We start from the raw sequence: 15,632 nt of genomic DNA, 5'->3' as shown, positions 1-15,632 counted from the left end.
CCGCACATCCCCGTCAGTGGCCACCGGGGCCACTCGTCATCGGGTCAGCGCGACGAATACTCCGTTTGGGTCAGATCCTTCAGGGTGTCGGCCACGCGACGCGTGTGCTCCGCGGTGCCATGGGTTTGCCGGCTCGAGTCCTGAATGGCGGCGAGCAGGGAAGACAGCTCGGCAACACCGCCGGACTGCGCTTCGATATCTTCGGCCACGCGGCCGATCTCGCCGGCCAGATGCGTGATGTCGCGACCGATATCGTCTGCGCTGTCGCGCGACTTTTCGGCCAGCTTGCGGACCTCGTCGGCCACCACCGAAAAACCGCGCCCCGCCTCACCGGCGCGTGCCGCTTCGATGGCCGCATTCAGGGCCAGCAGGTTGGTCTGGTCGGCAATCTGCTGGATGGCCTCGACCACGCTCTGGATGCGCTCACTGGCCTCGGCCAGATCACGGGCGCTGCCCGCGACCTCGGTGGCGCGCCCGGTCAGGCTCTGGACGGTGCTGGCCGCCTCCTCCACGGTATTCTCCTGGGCAACAATGTGCTCGCCCAGTTCGCTCATGGAGCCATACAGATCGTTGGCACAGTCGGACAGCTTGTGCGCCGTGGCCTCGCGCAGCGAGTGAGAGTTGGCCAGCTCGGCGCCCAGGTCGTTCATGCCCTTGAAGACACGCGCCATGCTCTCGTCCAGCCCGGTCATGTCCAGGGTGGTATCGAAGCGCTGTCGTTTGAAGTCGTCGATCTGGCTGACCACGACGTTGGACAGCCCTGAGAGCTTGGCAATCTGGCGCCGCAGGAAGAAGGCCTTGAACTCGCCGTAGTGGGCAACAAAGTTGTCCACGTACTCGTCATGAAAACTCTGCCCTTGCGCCACGCGGAAGAAGAACACCGCCGTGAGGGTCTGGTTGAGGTTCAGGCCGAGGATTTCACCGAACGTGGAGAAACCGGCCACCGGCACGCCGTCAAGAACGCGCCCCATGCTGCTCAGCTCCTTGTCGTTGTAGAGGCGACGCAGGATGCAGTCGTTCAGGATACCGGCAATCGGCTTGACCGGTTTGCCGCGCATGAAGCGCTGCATGTCGTTTTCGGTGGTGCTGACGAGACTCGTCCGGCGCACCAGATGCAGGTCGTCGCCCGGCGCCAGATCGCAGTAGAAATGCACCCGACCATTGTCCACGTCGAGTTGGGAGATGGAGCGCACGAACAGCTCCTTGCCCACCTTGATGGCAAAGGAGTATTCGGCCAGCTTGGCCTCGAGTTCGGCCGGGCCGCACTTGAGCGTGTCACACAGGGCATCGACCAGTGTTCTGATCTGGCCGTTGCGATCGACCACCTGATTGACGAAGCGCTGCTCCACCGAGGCGGAAAGAATCTGGTACTGCTCGCCCGCCGGCTCGAAGTTCTGGCTCTTGAGCACGCCGAAACGCACCCCCGGTGCCATCTTCAGGAACACGACCAGCGCATGGTTTTCGAGACGACGGTTGCCGTCGTGCAGGTAGGTGTTCTTGAAATCGAACTTGCCGCCGGCAGAGCCGCCCACGAACAGGCAGGGGAACCGGCCCGAATCGTAAAGCGCCTCCATGAAGAAGGACTCGGAGGCCGACAGGCCGTCGAAGAGCACATAGGCGAGCGTATCGCGGTGATCGATGTGAATGTCGGTGTTGAGCTGTTCAATGTTGCTCTTGATCCGCTCGATGCGGTTCTTGAGCGGCATGCCGACCGAACCACCACGCAAGTCGTCGCATTCGAGCGGGGACGAAACAACCTGGGCGCGCGCAACGATGCTGGCGTCGAACAGCTGCAGCACGATGCCATCCCAGGAACCATCGGCCTTGCAGTACAGACCGCCACCGTCGCTGCACAACTCCCCTGCGGTGGAACAGAAGGCCAGCGCAGCGCCCGGAAATGCGTTGCGCACCTGCGAGGCCACCCGGTCAATATCGATATGCGGCGACACGTATCCGACCACGAAGGTGGGCTTGACGCGCACGCCGGACAAGGCGCCGGCCAGATTCGCGCTATTGGTGCTGAGCGTGCTGACGCCGTTCGAGCCTTGACCCGCAACGCGTTTGCTGCGTCCAAAGATGCCCATGCTGTTCTCCTGACTGCGTTTTTTGGTGTGAGAACACATAACGGCAGGAAAGGCGATATCTTTGATGCGCATGAATCGGCGGCGTGTCGAACGTCAGGCGGCGACCACCGGCACGTCGCGGAAACGGCCGTAGTTGTAGTGCGCGGCGCAGGCCCCTTCGGACGAGACCATGCACGAACCCATGGGGTTTTCGGGCGTGCATACCGTGCCGAATATCTTGCAGTCGGTGGGCTTCTTGACGCCACGCAGAATGGCGCCACACTCGCAGGCCTTGTTATCGGGCACCGAGGTGAATTCGAGACCGAACTTGCGCTCGGCGTCCTGCTCGCCAAACCCCTCGCGAATCTTGAGGGCGGAATACGGCACTTCGCGCAGACCGCGCCACTCGAAACTTCGGCGCAGTTCGAACACCTCACTCACCAGCGCCTGGGCCTTGAGGTTGCCATGCTCGTCCACCGCGCGGGTGAACTCGTTTTCCACCTCCGCCCGGCCTTCATTCACCTGCCGCACCAGCATGCGGATGGCCTGCATCACGTCCAGCGGCTCGAAACCCGCGATCACCACCGGCTTGCGATATTCCTCGGCAAAGAAGGCATAGGGCTTGGAACCGATGATGGTGGACACGTGCGCCGGGCCGATGAAACCGTCCAGCGGCACCGTGCCCAGCTCGCGTACTTCGGGCGACTCGAGGATGGTCATGATCGCCGAGGGCGTGAGCACATGGTTGCAGATCACGCTGAAGTTCTTGAGGCCCATGGTGCGCGCCTGCTTGATCACCAGCGCGGTCGGCGGCGTGGTGGTCTCGAAGCCGATGGCGAAGAACACCACCTCCCGTTCCGGATGTTTCTGCGCCAGCGCCAGCGCGTCGGCCGCGGAGTACACCATGCGCACGTCACCGCCCTGGGCCTTGGCCTTGAGCAGGGACAGCTGGTTGGAGGCCGGCACCCGCAGGCAGTCGCCATAGGTGGTGAGGATCACCTCGGGGCGCTCCAGCACCAGACGGATGGCCATGTCGATGCGGCCGATGGGCAGCACGCACACCGGGCAGCCGGGCCCATGGATCATGCGCACATTCGCAGGCAACAGATCGGTGACGCCATAGCGGGAGATGGCGTGGGTGTGGCCCCCGCAGAATTCCATGAAGGCGTAGCTGCGCCCGGTGTCGGATTCGCGGGCAATGGCCTCGGCCAGCCTGGCGGCGACGTCACCGTCGCGGAACTCATCCACGTACTTCATGCCGAGCCCTCGGCAATCGCCTGCAGATCCATGCCCGATTCCTCGAACAGGGCCAGCGTCTTCGCGGCTTCTTCGGGGTCGAGTCTGGACAGGGCGTAACCCACGTGCACGATCACGTAGTCGCCCACCTCGATCCCGTCGACCAGGGCCAGGGAAATCTCCTTGCGAACACCGCCCAGGTCCACCCGGGCCATGTCCTCTTCCATCAATTCCACCACGCGTGCGGGAATCGCCAGACACATAAGCTTGTCACTCCATCGCGCGGGCAATCGCCACCCAGGCCTGCCCCAGCGACAGACCGCCGTCGCTCGTGGGGGCCTGATGCGCCCGCAAAACCGTTAAACCCCGACTGCCCAATCGCCGGGACAATCCCTCTGTGATCAAGGCGTTGAGGAAGCAGCCGCCCCCCAGCGCCACGGTATCGAGTCCTTCTGCGCGCGCCGTATCGACCACCCAGTCCGCCAGTGCGGCAATCAGGGTGGTGTGGAACACGGCAGCACCCCGCGCCGGATGACGCTCGTCCATCAGCGACGCGATGAGCGGCCGCAGGTCGAGTTGCCGGTCACGATCGATGTACCAGCCCTGATGCAAGGGCAGCACCGGACCGTAGTCCGCCGCCAGGGCTTCGAGGCGCATGGCCGCTTCGCCTTCGTATTGCATCACGTCGCACACACCGAGCAGGCCGGCCGCCGCGTCGAACCAGCGCCCCATGCTCGAGGTGGGCGGGCAGCGCATGTCCTTTTCCAGCACCTCGGCAAGCCGGTCGGCCCCGCGATGCGCGCCGAAGCGATCCGCAATGAGGTCCCCATGGCCGATGTCGAACATCACCGAAGCGGCCATCCGCCAGGGTTCGCGCGCGGCGCGATCCCCACCGGGCAGGCGCAGCGGACGCAGATGGCCGAGGCGTTCGAAACGAGCGCCGTCCACCTTCAGCAACTCGCCGCCCCAGGCGTCTCCGTCGGCGCCCATGCCGACGCCGTCGAGCGCCAGACCGAGCACCGGGCCGTCGAAGCAATGCTCGGCCAGCACGGCGCCAATGTGGGCATGGTGATGCTGCACTTCAACCAGCGGCAGGTTGCGCTCGGCCGCCAGTGCATGCGCCACTCGCGTGGCGTGAAAATCGGGGTGAAGATCGCAGGCGATCCATTCGGGCTGGCATTCGAGCACCGACGACAGGTGCGCGATGGCCGCGTCCATGGCCTCACAGGTGGCCGCATTGGACAGGTCGCCCACATGCTGAGAGAGAAAGGCCTCGTCCCCACGCGTGAGACAGATCGTGTTCTTGAGGTAGCCGCCGGTGGCCAGCACCGCCGGCCCCTTGCGCGACAGGCGGATGGCTTGCGGCGTGTAGCCACGACCGCGTCGTATCGTCGTCGGTGCATGGTCGATGACCCGCATCACGCTGTCGTCGGCGCGCACCAGGATGTCGCGATCATGCGTGAGCACGAAGTCGGCAATGCCCTTGAGCTGATCGAAGGCCGCCACGTTGTCGATCACCAGCGGTTCGCCGCCCGGGTTGGCGGAGGTCACCACCAGCGCCAGCGGGTGCACTTCGTCGAGCCACTGTGTGCCGGCGGGGCGCCCGGCTTCGTCATGAAACAGCATGTAGTGCAACGGCGTGTTGGGCAGCATGAAACCGATCTGGCCCAGATCCGGCGCCACGCCCCACAGATGCATCTCGGCGTCACGGCGTTTGTTCATGAGCACGATCGGGCGCTCCGGGCCGCTCACGAGTTCGTCCTCGAGCAGACCGACACGGGCGAACTGGCGCGCCGAGTTGGCGTTGAGCACCATCACCGCGAAGGGCTTGTCGCCGCGCTGCTTGCGCATGCGCAGGTGCTCGACCGCTTCGGGGTTGCGCGCGTCACACACCAGGTTGTATCCACCCAGCCCCTTGATCGCCACGATCTGCCCGGACAGGATGGCGAGCAGCGCCTCGGCAATGGGGTCGCGGGTGGCGACTCGAACACCGTCGATGCGGTAGTAACTCAGGCTCGGGCCGCATGCCGGACAGGCATTGGGCTCGGCATGGAAACGCCGGTGCGTCGGCGCCTCGTATTCGTCCTGACAGGCTTCACACTGGGTGAAGCCGGCCATGCTGGTATTGGCCCGGTCATAGGGCAAGGCGCGCGTGATCGTGTAGCGCGGCCCACAGTGCGTGCAGTTGATGAAGGGGTAGCGCCAGCGGCGGTTCTCCTGATCGAACAGCTCGGCCAGACAGTCGGGGCAGACCGACGTATCGGCGCCAATCGCCGTCGTCACCGCGCCGCCATGACTCGGGCGGATGGTGAAACCACGATCGTCCGGGTCCGGCGCGCGGCCGTTGGCCTCGACGTGGTCCACCCGTGCCAGACGGGGCGCCTCCTTGACCATGCGCACCAGCAAGGCGGAGATGTTGCCGGGCAGCCCCTGCACTTCCATCTCGACGCCTTCGGCGTCATTGCGCACCCAGCCGGCCAGATCGAGCTCCTGGGCGAGCCGATACACGAAGGGCCGGAAGCCGACCCCCTGCACGATGCCGCGAACGCGCACGCGGCGGCGTTCAAGCAAGGGCACGGTACGGTCGGTGCGCGCGTCCATCGATCAGGCCTCTCCGGCCCCGGCCAGCCGACGCTCGAGGTCGGCCACCCGGGCCTTGAGCGACTCGACCTGCGACGACAGCTTCGCCTGCTGCGCGCTGACGCCCGCGTCAATCCATGCCAACCAGGCATCGAAGCCTTCGCCCGTGGTCGCCGAGACCCGGAACACCTTGAGGTTCGGATTCACGCGAAGTGCGAATTCAACCGCCTTGTCAGCATCAAAGCTCAGATAGGGCAGAAGATCCACCTTGTTGAGAATCATGATGTCGGCAGCCGCGAACATGTCCGGATACTTGAGCGGCTTGTCCTCGCCCTCGGTCACCGACAGGATGGCGACCTTGTGCGCCTCGCCCAGATCGAACGCCGCCGGGCACACCAGGTTGCCCACGTTCTCGATCAGCAGCAGGGAGTTGTCCTCCAGATCCATGCGCGGCATGGCCTGCCCCACCATAGCGGCGTCCAGATGACAGCCCTTGCCGGTGTTGATCTGCAGGGCCGGCGCACCGGTGGCGCGGATGCGATCGGCGTCGAATTCAGTCTGCTGGTCGCCCTCGATCACTGCCACGGGCATGCGCCCCTTGAGCGATTCGATGGTCTTGCACAGCAAGGTAGTCTTGCCGGAGCCCGGGCTGGAGACCAGATTGAGCGCAAAGATACCGTGATCGTCGAACCACTTGCGGTTCACATTCGCCAGCGAATCATTCTTGCCCAGGATGTCGCGCTCGATGCGCACCATCTCACCCTGCGAGAGACCCGGCGCATGGGCGCGGGCCGGGCCGTGACCAAAGTGCATGGCGCCTTCACTCACGTGCACGTGGTCATGATCGTGGCCATGGCCGTGATCATGAGGGTGATCGTGCGCATGATCATGGCTGTGCTCATGCGTCGCCGCCGGCTTGAAGCCCATGGTGGGCGCCTTGCTCGGCTCGGCCTGGGGGGTTTTGCGTCCGATGGTCACCTCGCCGGCGCCACATCCACACACGGTACACATTCACTCGACTCCTTCGGCGGCGCGCTCGGGCGCACCATCCACATCCAGCGCGACCACGCGCATCTCCGTGCCACCGGTGGCCTGCACCTGGTAGCTGCCGCAATCGGGGCAAGGGTCGTACAGGGCCTTGATCGGCACCGACTTGCCACAGGGCATGCACCAGCCGGTGCCGGGCACGGTCTCGATATCCAGACGCGCGCCATCGGCCACCGTGCCGCGCATCACCACGTCAAAACAGAACTTCAGCGACTCGACTTCCACCGAGGACAACTGTCCCACCTCGATCACCACCGCTTTCACACGGGCGAAACCCTGTGCCTGCGCGGTCTCCTCAACAATGCTGCGAATGCCTTCGGCCAGCGACATTTCATGCATGGGCCACTTCCTCATCGGTCTTCACCGAGACCTCGAAATTCACACAGGGGTCGAGCGCTAGCGCCAGCGCCTGGATGCGCCAGCGCGCATAGGTCGGGTCCGGCGCATCCCAACCCGCCCCTTCGTGTTCGAACACGCCACCGGGGCGAAAATTCCATTCGGTCGGCGCCACCACGGCATAGTCGGCGATCGCGTCGCCCTCCAGCCGTACCGCGTGCAGCAGCACGCCACGGGCCGTTTCCACCCGCGCCAGACCCACCCCATCGCCCAGACTGGCCGCGTCGATCATGGGCGGCATGTCGGTCGGCAGGGGGTAACGCATACGGCTTGCACAGTCCGACAGATCCACCAGGCGGGCAAACAGCCTGGCCGCAATGCGGTGCCGATGCGTGATCAGGCGGGCGACCAGCGGGTTGCTCACCTGTCGCGCCAGCGGCCCCGTCTCATACACCTGCCCGGCCAGCTGCGGCGCCCGGCAAAAGTCCTCGTCGGGCCAGCCGTTGGGCAGGGCCTCGATCAGGTCGCTGGCACGCAAGGACGGCAGCAAGGGCAACGTCTCTTCGAGCGGATCGCTGGCCCCCGCATCAATCAATTGCGAAAGAATCTTGCCCACGGTGCCCGCGCGTGAGCAGGTGGCCGAAAACTCGGTCAGGTTGCGCGGCTCGCGCATCGTCACGAAGAAACCACTGAGCAACTCGTTGCCCACGAGGTTCAGCACGTGACCACCCACCTCGAACGCGCTGGCCTTGTCGCGCACCTGGCTCAGGGCACGGTGCAGGAGCCCGAAGCGGTCGCGCACCGGCGCCATGCCGAACAGGTTGGGCCAATCGAGCAGCGCACGCCACATGTGCAGCTGCGCAGCCTCGATGGCCAGCGCCCGCTCGGTCTCGACATCCACTGCATACGCCTCACCCCGCGCCGCCTGACAGGCAGCCAGGACGGCATGACGCTGGGCCACACCACACAGGCTGAACAACACCCCGGCCATCTGCGCCGCCTCTTCCGGCGACTTGCCCTTGAGCAAGCCTGCCGCCATGGGGCGCGCATTGATTGCCTCGACCGATTCGACCCGGCCGTCACGCCACTGCGCCACGAGGTGAAGGGGGACCTGTGTCATTCCGCGTCCTTGCGGCCAAGCGCCTTGCGCAGGAAAGCGCGACGATCGAGTGGCTGCGGCTCGGGTGGCGTCTCGGGCTCGGGCGCGACGAACAGCTCGTCGAGCGAGGCCTCTGCCACTTCACGCGCCACCGCCTGGTCGATGAAATCGTCCATGGGCGAGAACAGCGAGCAGTAGTGATATTCGCCGAGGCCCGGCTCATTGTTTCCCATGAAGGGATACGCCCCGGAGGGAAACGCCCACTCGTGCTCCTGACCCACACGCAAGGGCGCAAATGACTCGCTTCCGGCGGGCAAGACCATGAGGTTCATCGCCCACGGCGTGATCACCACGCCCACCCAGAGGCCTTCCCAGTGGCGGAAACCAACGGTCTCGACCTCGAGTGCCCGGTTGCACAGCGGCACATCGTGCATGCGCTCCCGGTCAATGCACTCGAAAATGCGGCGCACCGTCTCGGCGGGGCTTTCCGCAAAGAAGGTTTCCGGCGCGTTCATCAGGCGTCCACCACCATGAACTTTTCGCGCGGCGCGTCGCAATTGGGGCAGGTCCAGTGCTCCGGGAGCGCTGCAAACGGCGTTCCCGGCGGAATCTGCCACACCGGGTCACCTTCGGCCGGGTCATAGACCTGCCAGCAGATGCCGCATTCGAGTTTGGCATCGTCGGCAATCCGGCCGTTGTCACCCAGATAACTGCCTTCAAACATCAAAGTCTCCTCCTCGCTCAGGCGGCGAGGTGATTAATCGTCGAGCAGGGCCTGAATCCATTCGCCCAGGCGCTCGATACTGTCAGCGTAATCCTCTTCGGCCGCGGGCGCCACGTCAGGCAGGCGCGTCACCTCGAGTGTATTGAGGATCAACTTGTCCGTACTGTTGAAGTACTGCACCCACCAGGTGTCGCGCAAACGCGTCTTGGTGATGCGGCAGTTGCCATAGCCACGGGACAGGATCACCACCGGTCCGACACCGAGGGCAGCGCCCAGATAGTCGAGATCCTGCGGGGTCATGGGCAGCAAGGTCAGGTTGATGATGTGCGCCGGATCGGTCGGCTGGCGACGGGCCACGACATCGTTGAGTTCGCTCAGCACCGCCGGCGCATTCATCACGCCTTCGGTCACCGGCGGCGGTTCGACCGCGGCCATCGCGTCCGCCTGACCGGCATTGATCACGGCGGCGGGCATGGGGCCCGCTTCGATCCGGTTGATGAGCGCCACGTCGCCATGCGCGTCGGACAGGGTTCTCCAGACACCGGCAAACACGGTCTCCTGGATGCGCAGGGGCATGTCACCAGCCACGGTCACACCCACCTCGCCCTCGCCCAGCGCGTCGTTCACGAGACGCAACACCTCGGGATCGAGACGGCCGATGTCAATGGCCACATCGCCCTCGAACGGGGTGGATTTCATCTTTGCCAGCAGGTCCTGGAGCACCGCCACCGCCGCATCGCGGGTGACCGGGTTTTCGGTGGCCGGGTACTGCGGCGTGTTGAACACCGACATTTCGCCCGGCGCGGCAATGTACTCGAGCTCTTCATCCTCTTGCTGGGAACCCGGACCAAAGCTGACGACGGGGATCGGAAAATCTTTCATGAATCTCTCCAGGGGTTCCGTTAGTGGCAGCCGGTACCGGCAGACGGGCCTTTGACAGGAATGCCGATGCTCGGCGGGCGCTGGGTGTCTTCTCCCAGCTTGCGTTCGATGGCGGCCACCAGATAGCCCCAGTCGAGCATGCCTTCGACGGTGCCCACGTATTCACCATCGCGACGGAACAGCATGGCCGGGAAGCGCTTGACGCCGTACTTGGCCGACAGCTGACGGCTGGCATCGAGGGTGGCGATACCGGCGCGCAGGGGTTGCTTGATGGATTTGAGCGCCTCGGGGAGCACGACCGCCACATCCCACACCTCGGGCGTGCGGACCACGTCCTCGATCACCAGGGTCAGGCTGTCGCCGGGGCCGTCACCGAAGGCCTCGGCGGTGTTCTCGTCCAGGGTCTCGATGTCGTGGTCGCGTTTGAGACGCTCGAGCAGCGTGGCAAAGCGCTCGGCATCGGGGCTCAGGATGTCTTGTTCCATGTTCAGCCTCCCTTGAGGAAATCGGGTAGTTGGGGTTCGCGACCGATGAGGTCGGCAAATGCGTTGTCGATATCGAGCGCTCCACCCGCCATGACGGCGGTGACCGCCTCCAGGGCCTCGCGCACCATCCGGGCTCGCGCTTCGTCGATGACGTCGCGCGCGGCATCCAGGAACACCAGCAGCCAGGTGCCGACGGGCTGCTTGCCGACCAGCAACAGGTCAATGGTACGCAGGTCGCCGAAGCGGTCACGACACTGCGCGACCATGCCCTCGACCGACTCGATGCGAACGGGCTCGCCGATACACATGATCAGAGCTCCACGTCGGTCGGATGACCTTCGGCCATGCGCGCGAGAAAGCGATCGTCGCCGATGCGGCAGGCGGCTTCTTCGTCGGGGCGCCCGGCCTCGTAGTCGTTCAGATTCAAAGGCGATGCATCTTCGGCGGCCTCGATGGCCACCGGCTCCACCCCCCAGCTGCGCAACTTGTAGAGTGCAATCTGAAGCGCCTCGGGCAGGCGGGCACGCACTTCCGGGCGCAGGCTGCCGCCGTAGTCTTCCAGCTCCTTGGGCTGAACGCCGATGAGCACCAGAGACTCGGGCAGACCGTCCATCAACATGGCGGAGGACAGCACCTCCTGAAAGCCGGTCTGGTGCAGGCTCATCTTCTTGGCGCCCATGAAGCGGGGGACGTCGTCGCCCTCGATCACCTTCAGGGTGCCGGGCTCGAGCCCGTAGTCGATGGCATCGAAGACGATCAGGTGCCGGGCCTCGGTCACGTAGGGCAGCAGGTAGAGCCCCTGCGTGCCGCCATCGAGAATGTTCACATTGTCGGGCAGGGACCACCCCGCCTGAAGCGCTTCGGCGCAACGCACACCAAAACCTTCATCGGCCCACAACAGGTTGCCGATCCCGAGAACCAGAATGGAATCACCACGATTGCTCATGGACAACGCCTCACTTTGTCAGTGTTACATGAAGCGTTACAGAGCAACCGGCGTGCCACCCTGACCACCGGAATCGATAGTGTTTATAAAACAGGGATTTAAGTTTTCGACTGCGATTTATTCCGGCGCTTTCACAGTGAAGTACCGATCAATTCGCTTTCACATTGGAAAGCGCGCTGTCAGTCTTGAAGCACTTCCAGCGCCAGCGGGTCGCCCTGCGCTTCGAGTTGTCGCCACGCCTGATGAACATCCCAGGCCGCCTGCATGGCCATCCACATGCGTGGATCGGTATGGAAGTAGATGCCCAGTCGCACCGCCGTGTCCGGCGTGAACGCACGACGCCCCCGCACCAGTTCATTCACGCGGCGCCGGGAGATGCCCAAGGCACGAGCGAGTGCATCCTGAGAGATTCGCGCGGGACGCATGAAGCGCGTCTCGAGAAAATACCCGGGATGGACCGGCGTTCGCCCCAGCGAGCTGGCGCGAAAATCCTTGGGTGACGCATCAGGAAAAAGGGCGCGCGGACCGTCGTCCGCGCGTTGCATCGCATTCATAGCTTGCAAAGTAGAGGGAACCACTGACGCATTGTCAGACAGGACGTGGGCACGTCCTGCAGGGTCTACCTAACAAGCATCGTGCCAGCCAGGGTTTTTCATTAAAAACAGAGACATGAGTGAAACACAGGCCAGAAGCACGGCAATCTGACTGACCAAGTCAGCCCGCGGGATGGAAATCGGCTTTCCACTCGTGGAGCGGGCGTTACCAGATCTTGAAGCGGCTCTTCTTGGTACTGACCATGGGCGCGATCCGCTGACCGGCCTCGTCGACCAGGGCGCCTCCCTTGGCCGCTTCATTGAGCAGGTCCTGGAGCATGTCGCGATCGAGCGGCAAGGTATCGTGAATGATCTGAACATCCACCGGCTTCGCCTGCATGGTCTCCAGCCAGCCCAGCAATTCGACCGACACCGGATATTTGGCCAGATTCGGGGACTTGAGCAAACGCACCTTGCGTCCGAACCAGGGCGGCGTATCTGCCGCCGGCGCGGCGGCCTCGCCGGGGACGTCGACGATGCGGGCATCGGCAGGCGCGGCCGGCTGTGGCGCGGGCGTGATGATCCGGGCCTCGGCCACGGCGTCCACCCCACCCGTCCGGTTCATGACCGAATCGAACAGGCGCATGAGGTGCACGGCCTTGAGGGGCTTGGTGACGATCTTGAGACCGGCGGAAGCATGCTCGAGCGAGTTGTCCAGACAGGCCACCCGTGCGTCGGCCAGCATGTCGGCGGGGGTCTTGTCCTGCGGCCGGGTCAGGTCAACGAGCCACAGGTCGGCATCGAAGAAGGAATCGACCCACACCCATGCGCGGGTGTGCAGTCGCGACGTGGAACGGACCAGGGTCAGGTCTTTTGCATCCAGATCATCTGCGCCGATACGCAATTCCATGATCTCGCCTCTCTGTATTGAAATGTTTTTTGATTATTCCAACGGCAAGAATATATGACCGGTGAACGGGAAAAGGCGGCGCAAGTCACGCGCCGCCTTTCAATCCCGTTCGAGTTTGCGAAATATCACACAAACATTCAGTTCTTGAACATGCGGAACCCACTGATCATGGTGCTGATGATGCTCTGGCGGCCCATGATGTCTTCGCGAATTGCCGCATACACATGCAGGATCACGAAGCAGATGATCACCCACATGCCCACGTGATGCCAGGTATGCAAGTCCTGGGAGTTGCTGAACAGCGGCAGCACCCAACTGGTGAAGAGCGTGTGCATCAGGTGGCCTTCCTGCGCCCCTTCGCCGTAAAGCGCGAAACCGGTGCACAGCATGAAGACACCCATGAGCAGGAAGCCGAAGAACATGGAGATCCGTGCCAGCGGGTTGTGACCCACGTAGCGGTTCGGATAGGGCCGCATGAAGCCGTACCACTTGAGCATGGAAAACAGTTCGCGCCAGTAGGCCACGGTAAAGATCGGCACGCTGAACAACTCGCGGGCATGGTGGTTGCCCACGATGGCCCAGTAGGCGCGCCCCACCAACCCGATGGCAAACACGTAACCCGCTGCAAAGTGCGTGAAGCGGATGTAGCCCATGAGGAAGTTGTTGCTCGCTTCACCCGGCACCGAGGGCAAGGGAGAGCCGATGAAGTAGCCGGTGATGCACAGCACCGTGATCGCCAGCGCGTTGATCCAGTGCCAGATGCGGACCGGAGCTTCATACACGTAGATGGCCTTGATGCTGGAGGCGTGCGCCACCGCATTGTCATCCACCCCCGTGACGTCAGCCATGTTTTTATGAGACATGTGTCACCTCCGTTAGCGGGGCGGGAAGGCGTCGCAACCGTCCTGCGGCCGTGACGCCCCGCCCCTCTGGCGTTATCGAACCTTGACCTCGGCCATCTCCTGACCATCCGGGCTCATCACGTGCGTTGAGCACGCCAGACACGGATCGAAGGAGTGGAGGGAACGCAGGATCTCGAGCGGCTCTTCCGCGCGTTCGACCGGGGTATTCATGAGCGAGGCTTCGAAAGCACCGATCTGCCCCTTGCCGTCACGCGGCGAACCGTTCCAGGTGGTCGGCACGACGCACTGGTAGTTCTCGATCTTGCCGTCCTTGATCTTGACCCAGTGACCCAGCATGCCGCGCGGCGCTGCCACGGTACCAACCCCCTTGGCTTCCTTCGGCCAGTTGGCGGGATCCCACTTCTCGACGTTCGCGGTGGCAGAGTCGCCCGCCTTGAGGTTGTCGATCAGCTCGTTGAAGTCGTCCATCATCATTTCGGCCGAGTACTGGCTTTCCAGTGCACGCGCCAGGGTGCGACCGATGGTGGTCGGCAGCAGCTGCTTCAGCCCGTAGTCGGTGTCCGGCATGCCGAGCAGACGCGGGATGTCGCGGTTGATCATGCGAGCGGAGTAATCGACCTGATCCTTGACGCGCTGGCAATGCTTGTTGCCCTTCGTGGCGTGCATGTAACCGAGGATGTAGCGCGCCAGCGGCCCCACTTCCATCGGATGGCCACGCCAGCGCGGCGACTTGATCCACGAGTACTTCCCGCCCTCGTCGAGCTCCTTGATGTTGGTGCGCGAGCCCTTGGTGTTGGGGCCGAGCTGGTAGAACGGTTCGGTGATGCCGTCCCAGGGGTGCAGGCCCTTGTTCTCGTCAGGGTAGGTGTACCAGGAGTGATTGACGAACTCCTGCACCTGCTCCGGATCACGCGGATCGATTTCCTGGATGTCGTCCCAGTTGCCATCGATGATGGCACCGCCCGGCAGCTGATGCGTGGAAAAGTCGTAGGGGACTTTTTCGTACGTACCGTAGTCCGCCACGTTGAGGGCAGACAGGCCGCCGCCGTACAGCCAGCCGGCGTTCTTGTAGATGGTGCCGATCGCCAGTACGTCCGGGATGTAGACGTTGTTGTTGAAGTCGATCATCTCCTGGATACGCGCCTTGACGAAGTTCAGGCGCTCCATGTTGATCGCACCCACCGCGCCGGTGTCGTCGATGTTGATCGCGCACGGCACGCCCCCGACCAGATAGTTCGGGTGAGGGTTCTTACCGCCGAAGATGGTGTGGACCTTCACCCACTCCTTCTGCAGATCCAGCGCTTCCAGATAGTGCGCCACGGCCATCAGGTTGGCTTCAGGCGGCAGTTTGTAACCCGGGTTGCCCCAGTAGCCGTTCATGAACGGGCCCAGCTGGCCGGACTCGACGAACTTCTTCAGGCGGTTCTGGATGTCGCGGAAGTAGCCGCGGGATGCCAGCGGATGCGACGGCGACACAACCTGCTGCAGCTCGGAGGTGGCGCGCGGATCAGCGCTCAGCGCCGAGACCACATCCACCCAGTCCAGGGCATGCAGGTGATAGAAGTGCACCGCGTGGTCATGGACCTGAAGGGTCTTGGCCATCATCTCGCGGATGAGGTGCGCATTCTTCGGGATCTGGATGCCCAGCGCGTCTTCGACGGCACGCACCGAGGTCAGCGCGTGACACCCGGTACACACCCCGCAGATGCGCTCCACGAAGGCCCAGGCGTCGCGCGGATCGCGCCCCTTCAGGATCACTTCGAGGCCACGCCACATGGTGCCGGTGGACACTGCGTTGCGGATCACGTTGTTCTCGTCGAGGTTCACTTCGACACGCATGTGCCCCTCGATACGGGTCACCGGATCGACGACCACACGCTGGCCGGAGTCGTCCAGCCGGAACCCTTGAGTCTCGTATGCTGCCATGA

At 63.8% G+C, this 15,632-nt stretch carries 17 protein-coding genes; all 17 read right to left on the bottom strand.

All coding sequences use genetic code 11. The features are described 5' to 3' along the window. Positions 1-44 precede the first annotated feature (44 nt). The 17 genes from J0W34_RS22270 to J0W34_RS04860 all read right to left on the bottom strand — a co-directional run bounded on the left by J0W34_RS22270 (position 45) and on the right by J0W34_RS04860 (position 15,630). Positions 45-2,084, bottom strand: coding sequence for a methyl-accepting chemotaxis protein (locus J0W34_RS22270; protein WP_230970929.1), 2,040 nt, complete (start codon positions 2,082-2,084; stop codon positions 45-47). A 93-nt stretch (positions 2,085-2,177) separates the two neighbouring features. After that, positions 2,178-3,320 carry a hydrogenase formation protein HypD gene (gene hypD / locus J0W34_RS04935; protein ID WP_230970928.1) on the bottom strand — a complete coding sequence of 381 codons (1,143 nt, stop codon included), beginning with the start codon at positions 3,318-3,320 and terminating at the stop codon, positions 2,178-2,180. Beyond that, on the bottom strand, positions 3,317-3,562 hold the full coding sequence (locus tag J0W34_RS04930; RefSeq protein WP_227815868.1) for a HypC/HybG/HupF family hydrogenase formation chaperone: 246 nt from the start codon (positions 3,560-3,562) through the stop codon (positions 3,317-3,319). The genes hypD and J0W34_RS04930 overlap by 4 nt, the downstream gene beginning before the upstream one ends. Positions 3,563-3,569: 7 nt before the next feature. Beyond that, entirely contained in the window at positions 3,570-5,900 is a 2,331-nt protein-coding gene (hypF, locus tag J0W34_RS04925) for a carbamoyltransferase HypF (protein WP_230970927.1), read from the bottom strand. Between the two features lie 3 nt (positions 5,901-5,903). After that, positions 5,904-6,890, bottom strand: a complete 987-nt coding sequence (gene hypB, locus J0W34_RS04920) for a hydrogenase nickel incorporation protein HypB (RefSeq protein WP_230970926.1) — start codon at positions 6,888-6,890, stop codon at positions 5,904-5,906. Further along, positions 6,891-7,265, bottom strand: a complete 375-nt coding sequence (gene hypA, locus J0W34_RS04915; RefSeq protein WP_227815865.1) for a hydrogenase maturation nickel metallochaperone HypA — start codon at positions 7,263-7,265, stop codon at positions 6,891-6,893. It lies immediately after the preceding gene. Then, on the bottom strand, positions 7,258-8,382 hold the full coding sequence (locus J0W34_RS04910; RefSeq protein WP_230970925.1) for a hypothetical protein: 1,125 nt from the start codon (positions 8,380-8,382) through the stop codon (positions 7,258-7,260). The genes hypA and J0W34_RS04910 overlap by 8 nt, the downstream gene beginning before the upstream one ends. Then, on the bottom strand, positions 8,379-8,876 hold the full coding sequence (hybE, locus tag J0W34_RS04905) for a [NiFe]-hydrogenase assembly chaperone HybE (protein WP_230970924.1): 498 nt from the start codon (positions 8,874-8,876) through the stop codon (positions 8,379-8,381). Before hybE ends, J0W34_RS04910 begins: the two co-directional genes overlap by 4 nt. Beyond that, positions 8,876-9,085 (bottom strand): rubredoxin, encoded by a 210-nt coding sequence (locus J0W34_RS04900; protein ID WP_227815862.1) that lies wholly within the window; start codon positions 9,083-9,085, stop codon positions 8,876-8,878. The genes hybE and J0W34_RS04900 overlap by 1 nt, the downstream gene beginning before the upstream one ends. A 33-nt stretch (positions 9,086-9,118) precedes the next feature. Beyond that, entirely contained in the window at positions 9,119-9,967 is an 849-nt protein-coding gene (locus J0W34_RS04895) for a hydrogenase expression/formation protein (protein ID WP_230970923.1), read from the bottom strand. A 20-nt stretch (positions 9,968-9,987) separates the two neighbouring features. Further along, on the bottom strand, positions 9,988-10,452 hold the full coding sequence (locus tag J0W34_RS04890; protein ID WP_227815860.1) for a thioredoxin domain-containing protein: 465 nt from the start codon (positions 10,450-10,452) through the stop codon (positions 9,988-9,990). Positions 10,453-10,454: 2 nt separating this feature from the next. After that, the gene (locus J0W34_RS04885; protein WP_227815859.1) at positions 10,455-10,760 is read right to left on the bottom strand and encodes a HypC/HybG/HupF family hydrogenase formation chaperone; all 306 of its coding nucleotides are present in this window, start codon (positions 10,758-10,760) and stop codon (positions 10,455-10,457) included. A 2-nt stretch (positions 10,761-10,762) separates the two neighbouring features. Beyond that, the gene (locus J0W34_RS04880; protein ID WP_230970922.1) at positions 10,763-11,398 is read right to left on the bottom strand and encodes a HyaD/HybD family hydrogenase maturation endopeptidase; all 636 of its coding nucleotides are present in this window, start codon (positions 11,396-11,398) and stop codon (positions 10,763-10,765) included. A 179-nt stretch (positions 11,399-11,577) separates the two neighbouring features. Then, the gene (locus tag J0W34_RS04875) at positions 11,578-11,943 is read right to left on the bottom strand and encodes a HigA family addiction module antitoxin (protein WP_227815857.1); all 366 of its coding nucleotides are present in this window, start codon (positions 11,941-11,943) and stop codon (positions 11,578-11,580) included. Between the two features lie 214 nt (positions 11,944-12,157). Continuing rightward, on the bottom strand, positions 12,158-12,841 hold the full coding sequence (locus J0W34_RS04870; protein ID WP_230970920.1) for a hypothetical protein: 684 nt from the start codon (positions 12,839-12,841) through the stop codon (positions 12,158-12,160). A 137-nt stretch (positions 12,842-12,978) separates the two neighbouring features. Beyond that, positions 12,979-13,704, bottom strand: coding sequence for a Ni/Fe-hydrogenase, b-type cytochrome subunit (cybH, locus tag J0W34_RS04865; RefSeq protein ID WP_227815855.1), 726 nt, complete (start codon positions 13,702-13,704; stop codon positions 12,979-12,981). A gap of 72 nt (positions 13,705-13,776) precedes the next feature. Then, positions 13,777-15,630: a nickel-dependent hydrogenase large subunit gene (locus J0W34_RS04860; protein WP_230970919.1), complete on the bottom strand. Its 1,854-nt coding sequence runs from the start codon at positions 15,628-15,630 to the stop codon at positions 13,777-13,779. Between the last annotated feature and the right edge of the window lie 2 nt (positions 15,631-15,632).

This window comes from Nitrogeniibacter aestuarii, assembly GCF_017309585.1.
Classification (GTDB): Bacteria; Pseudomonadota; Gammaproteobacteria; order Burkholderiales; family Rhodocyclaceae; genus Nitrogeniibacter; species Nitrogeniibacter aestuarii.
This window is presented reverse-complemented; position numbering and strand designations above follow the sequence as displayed.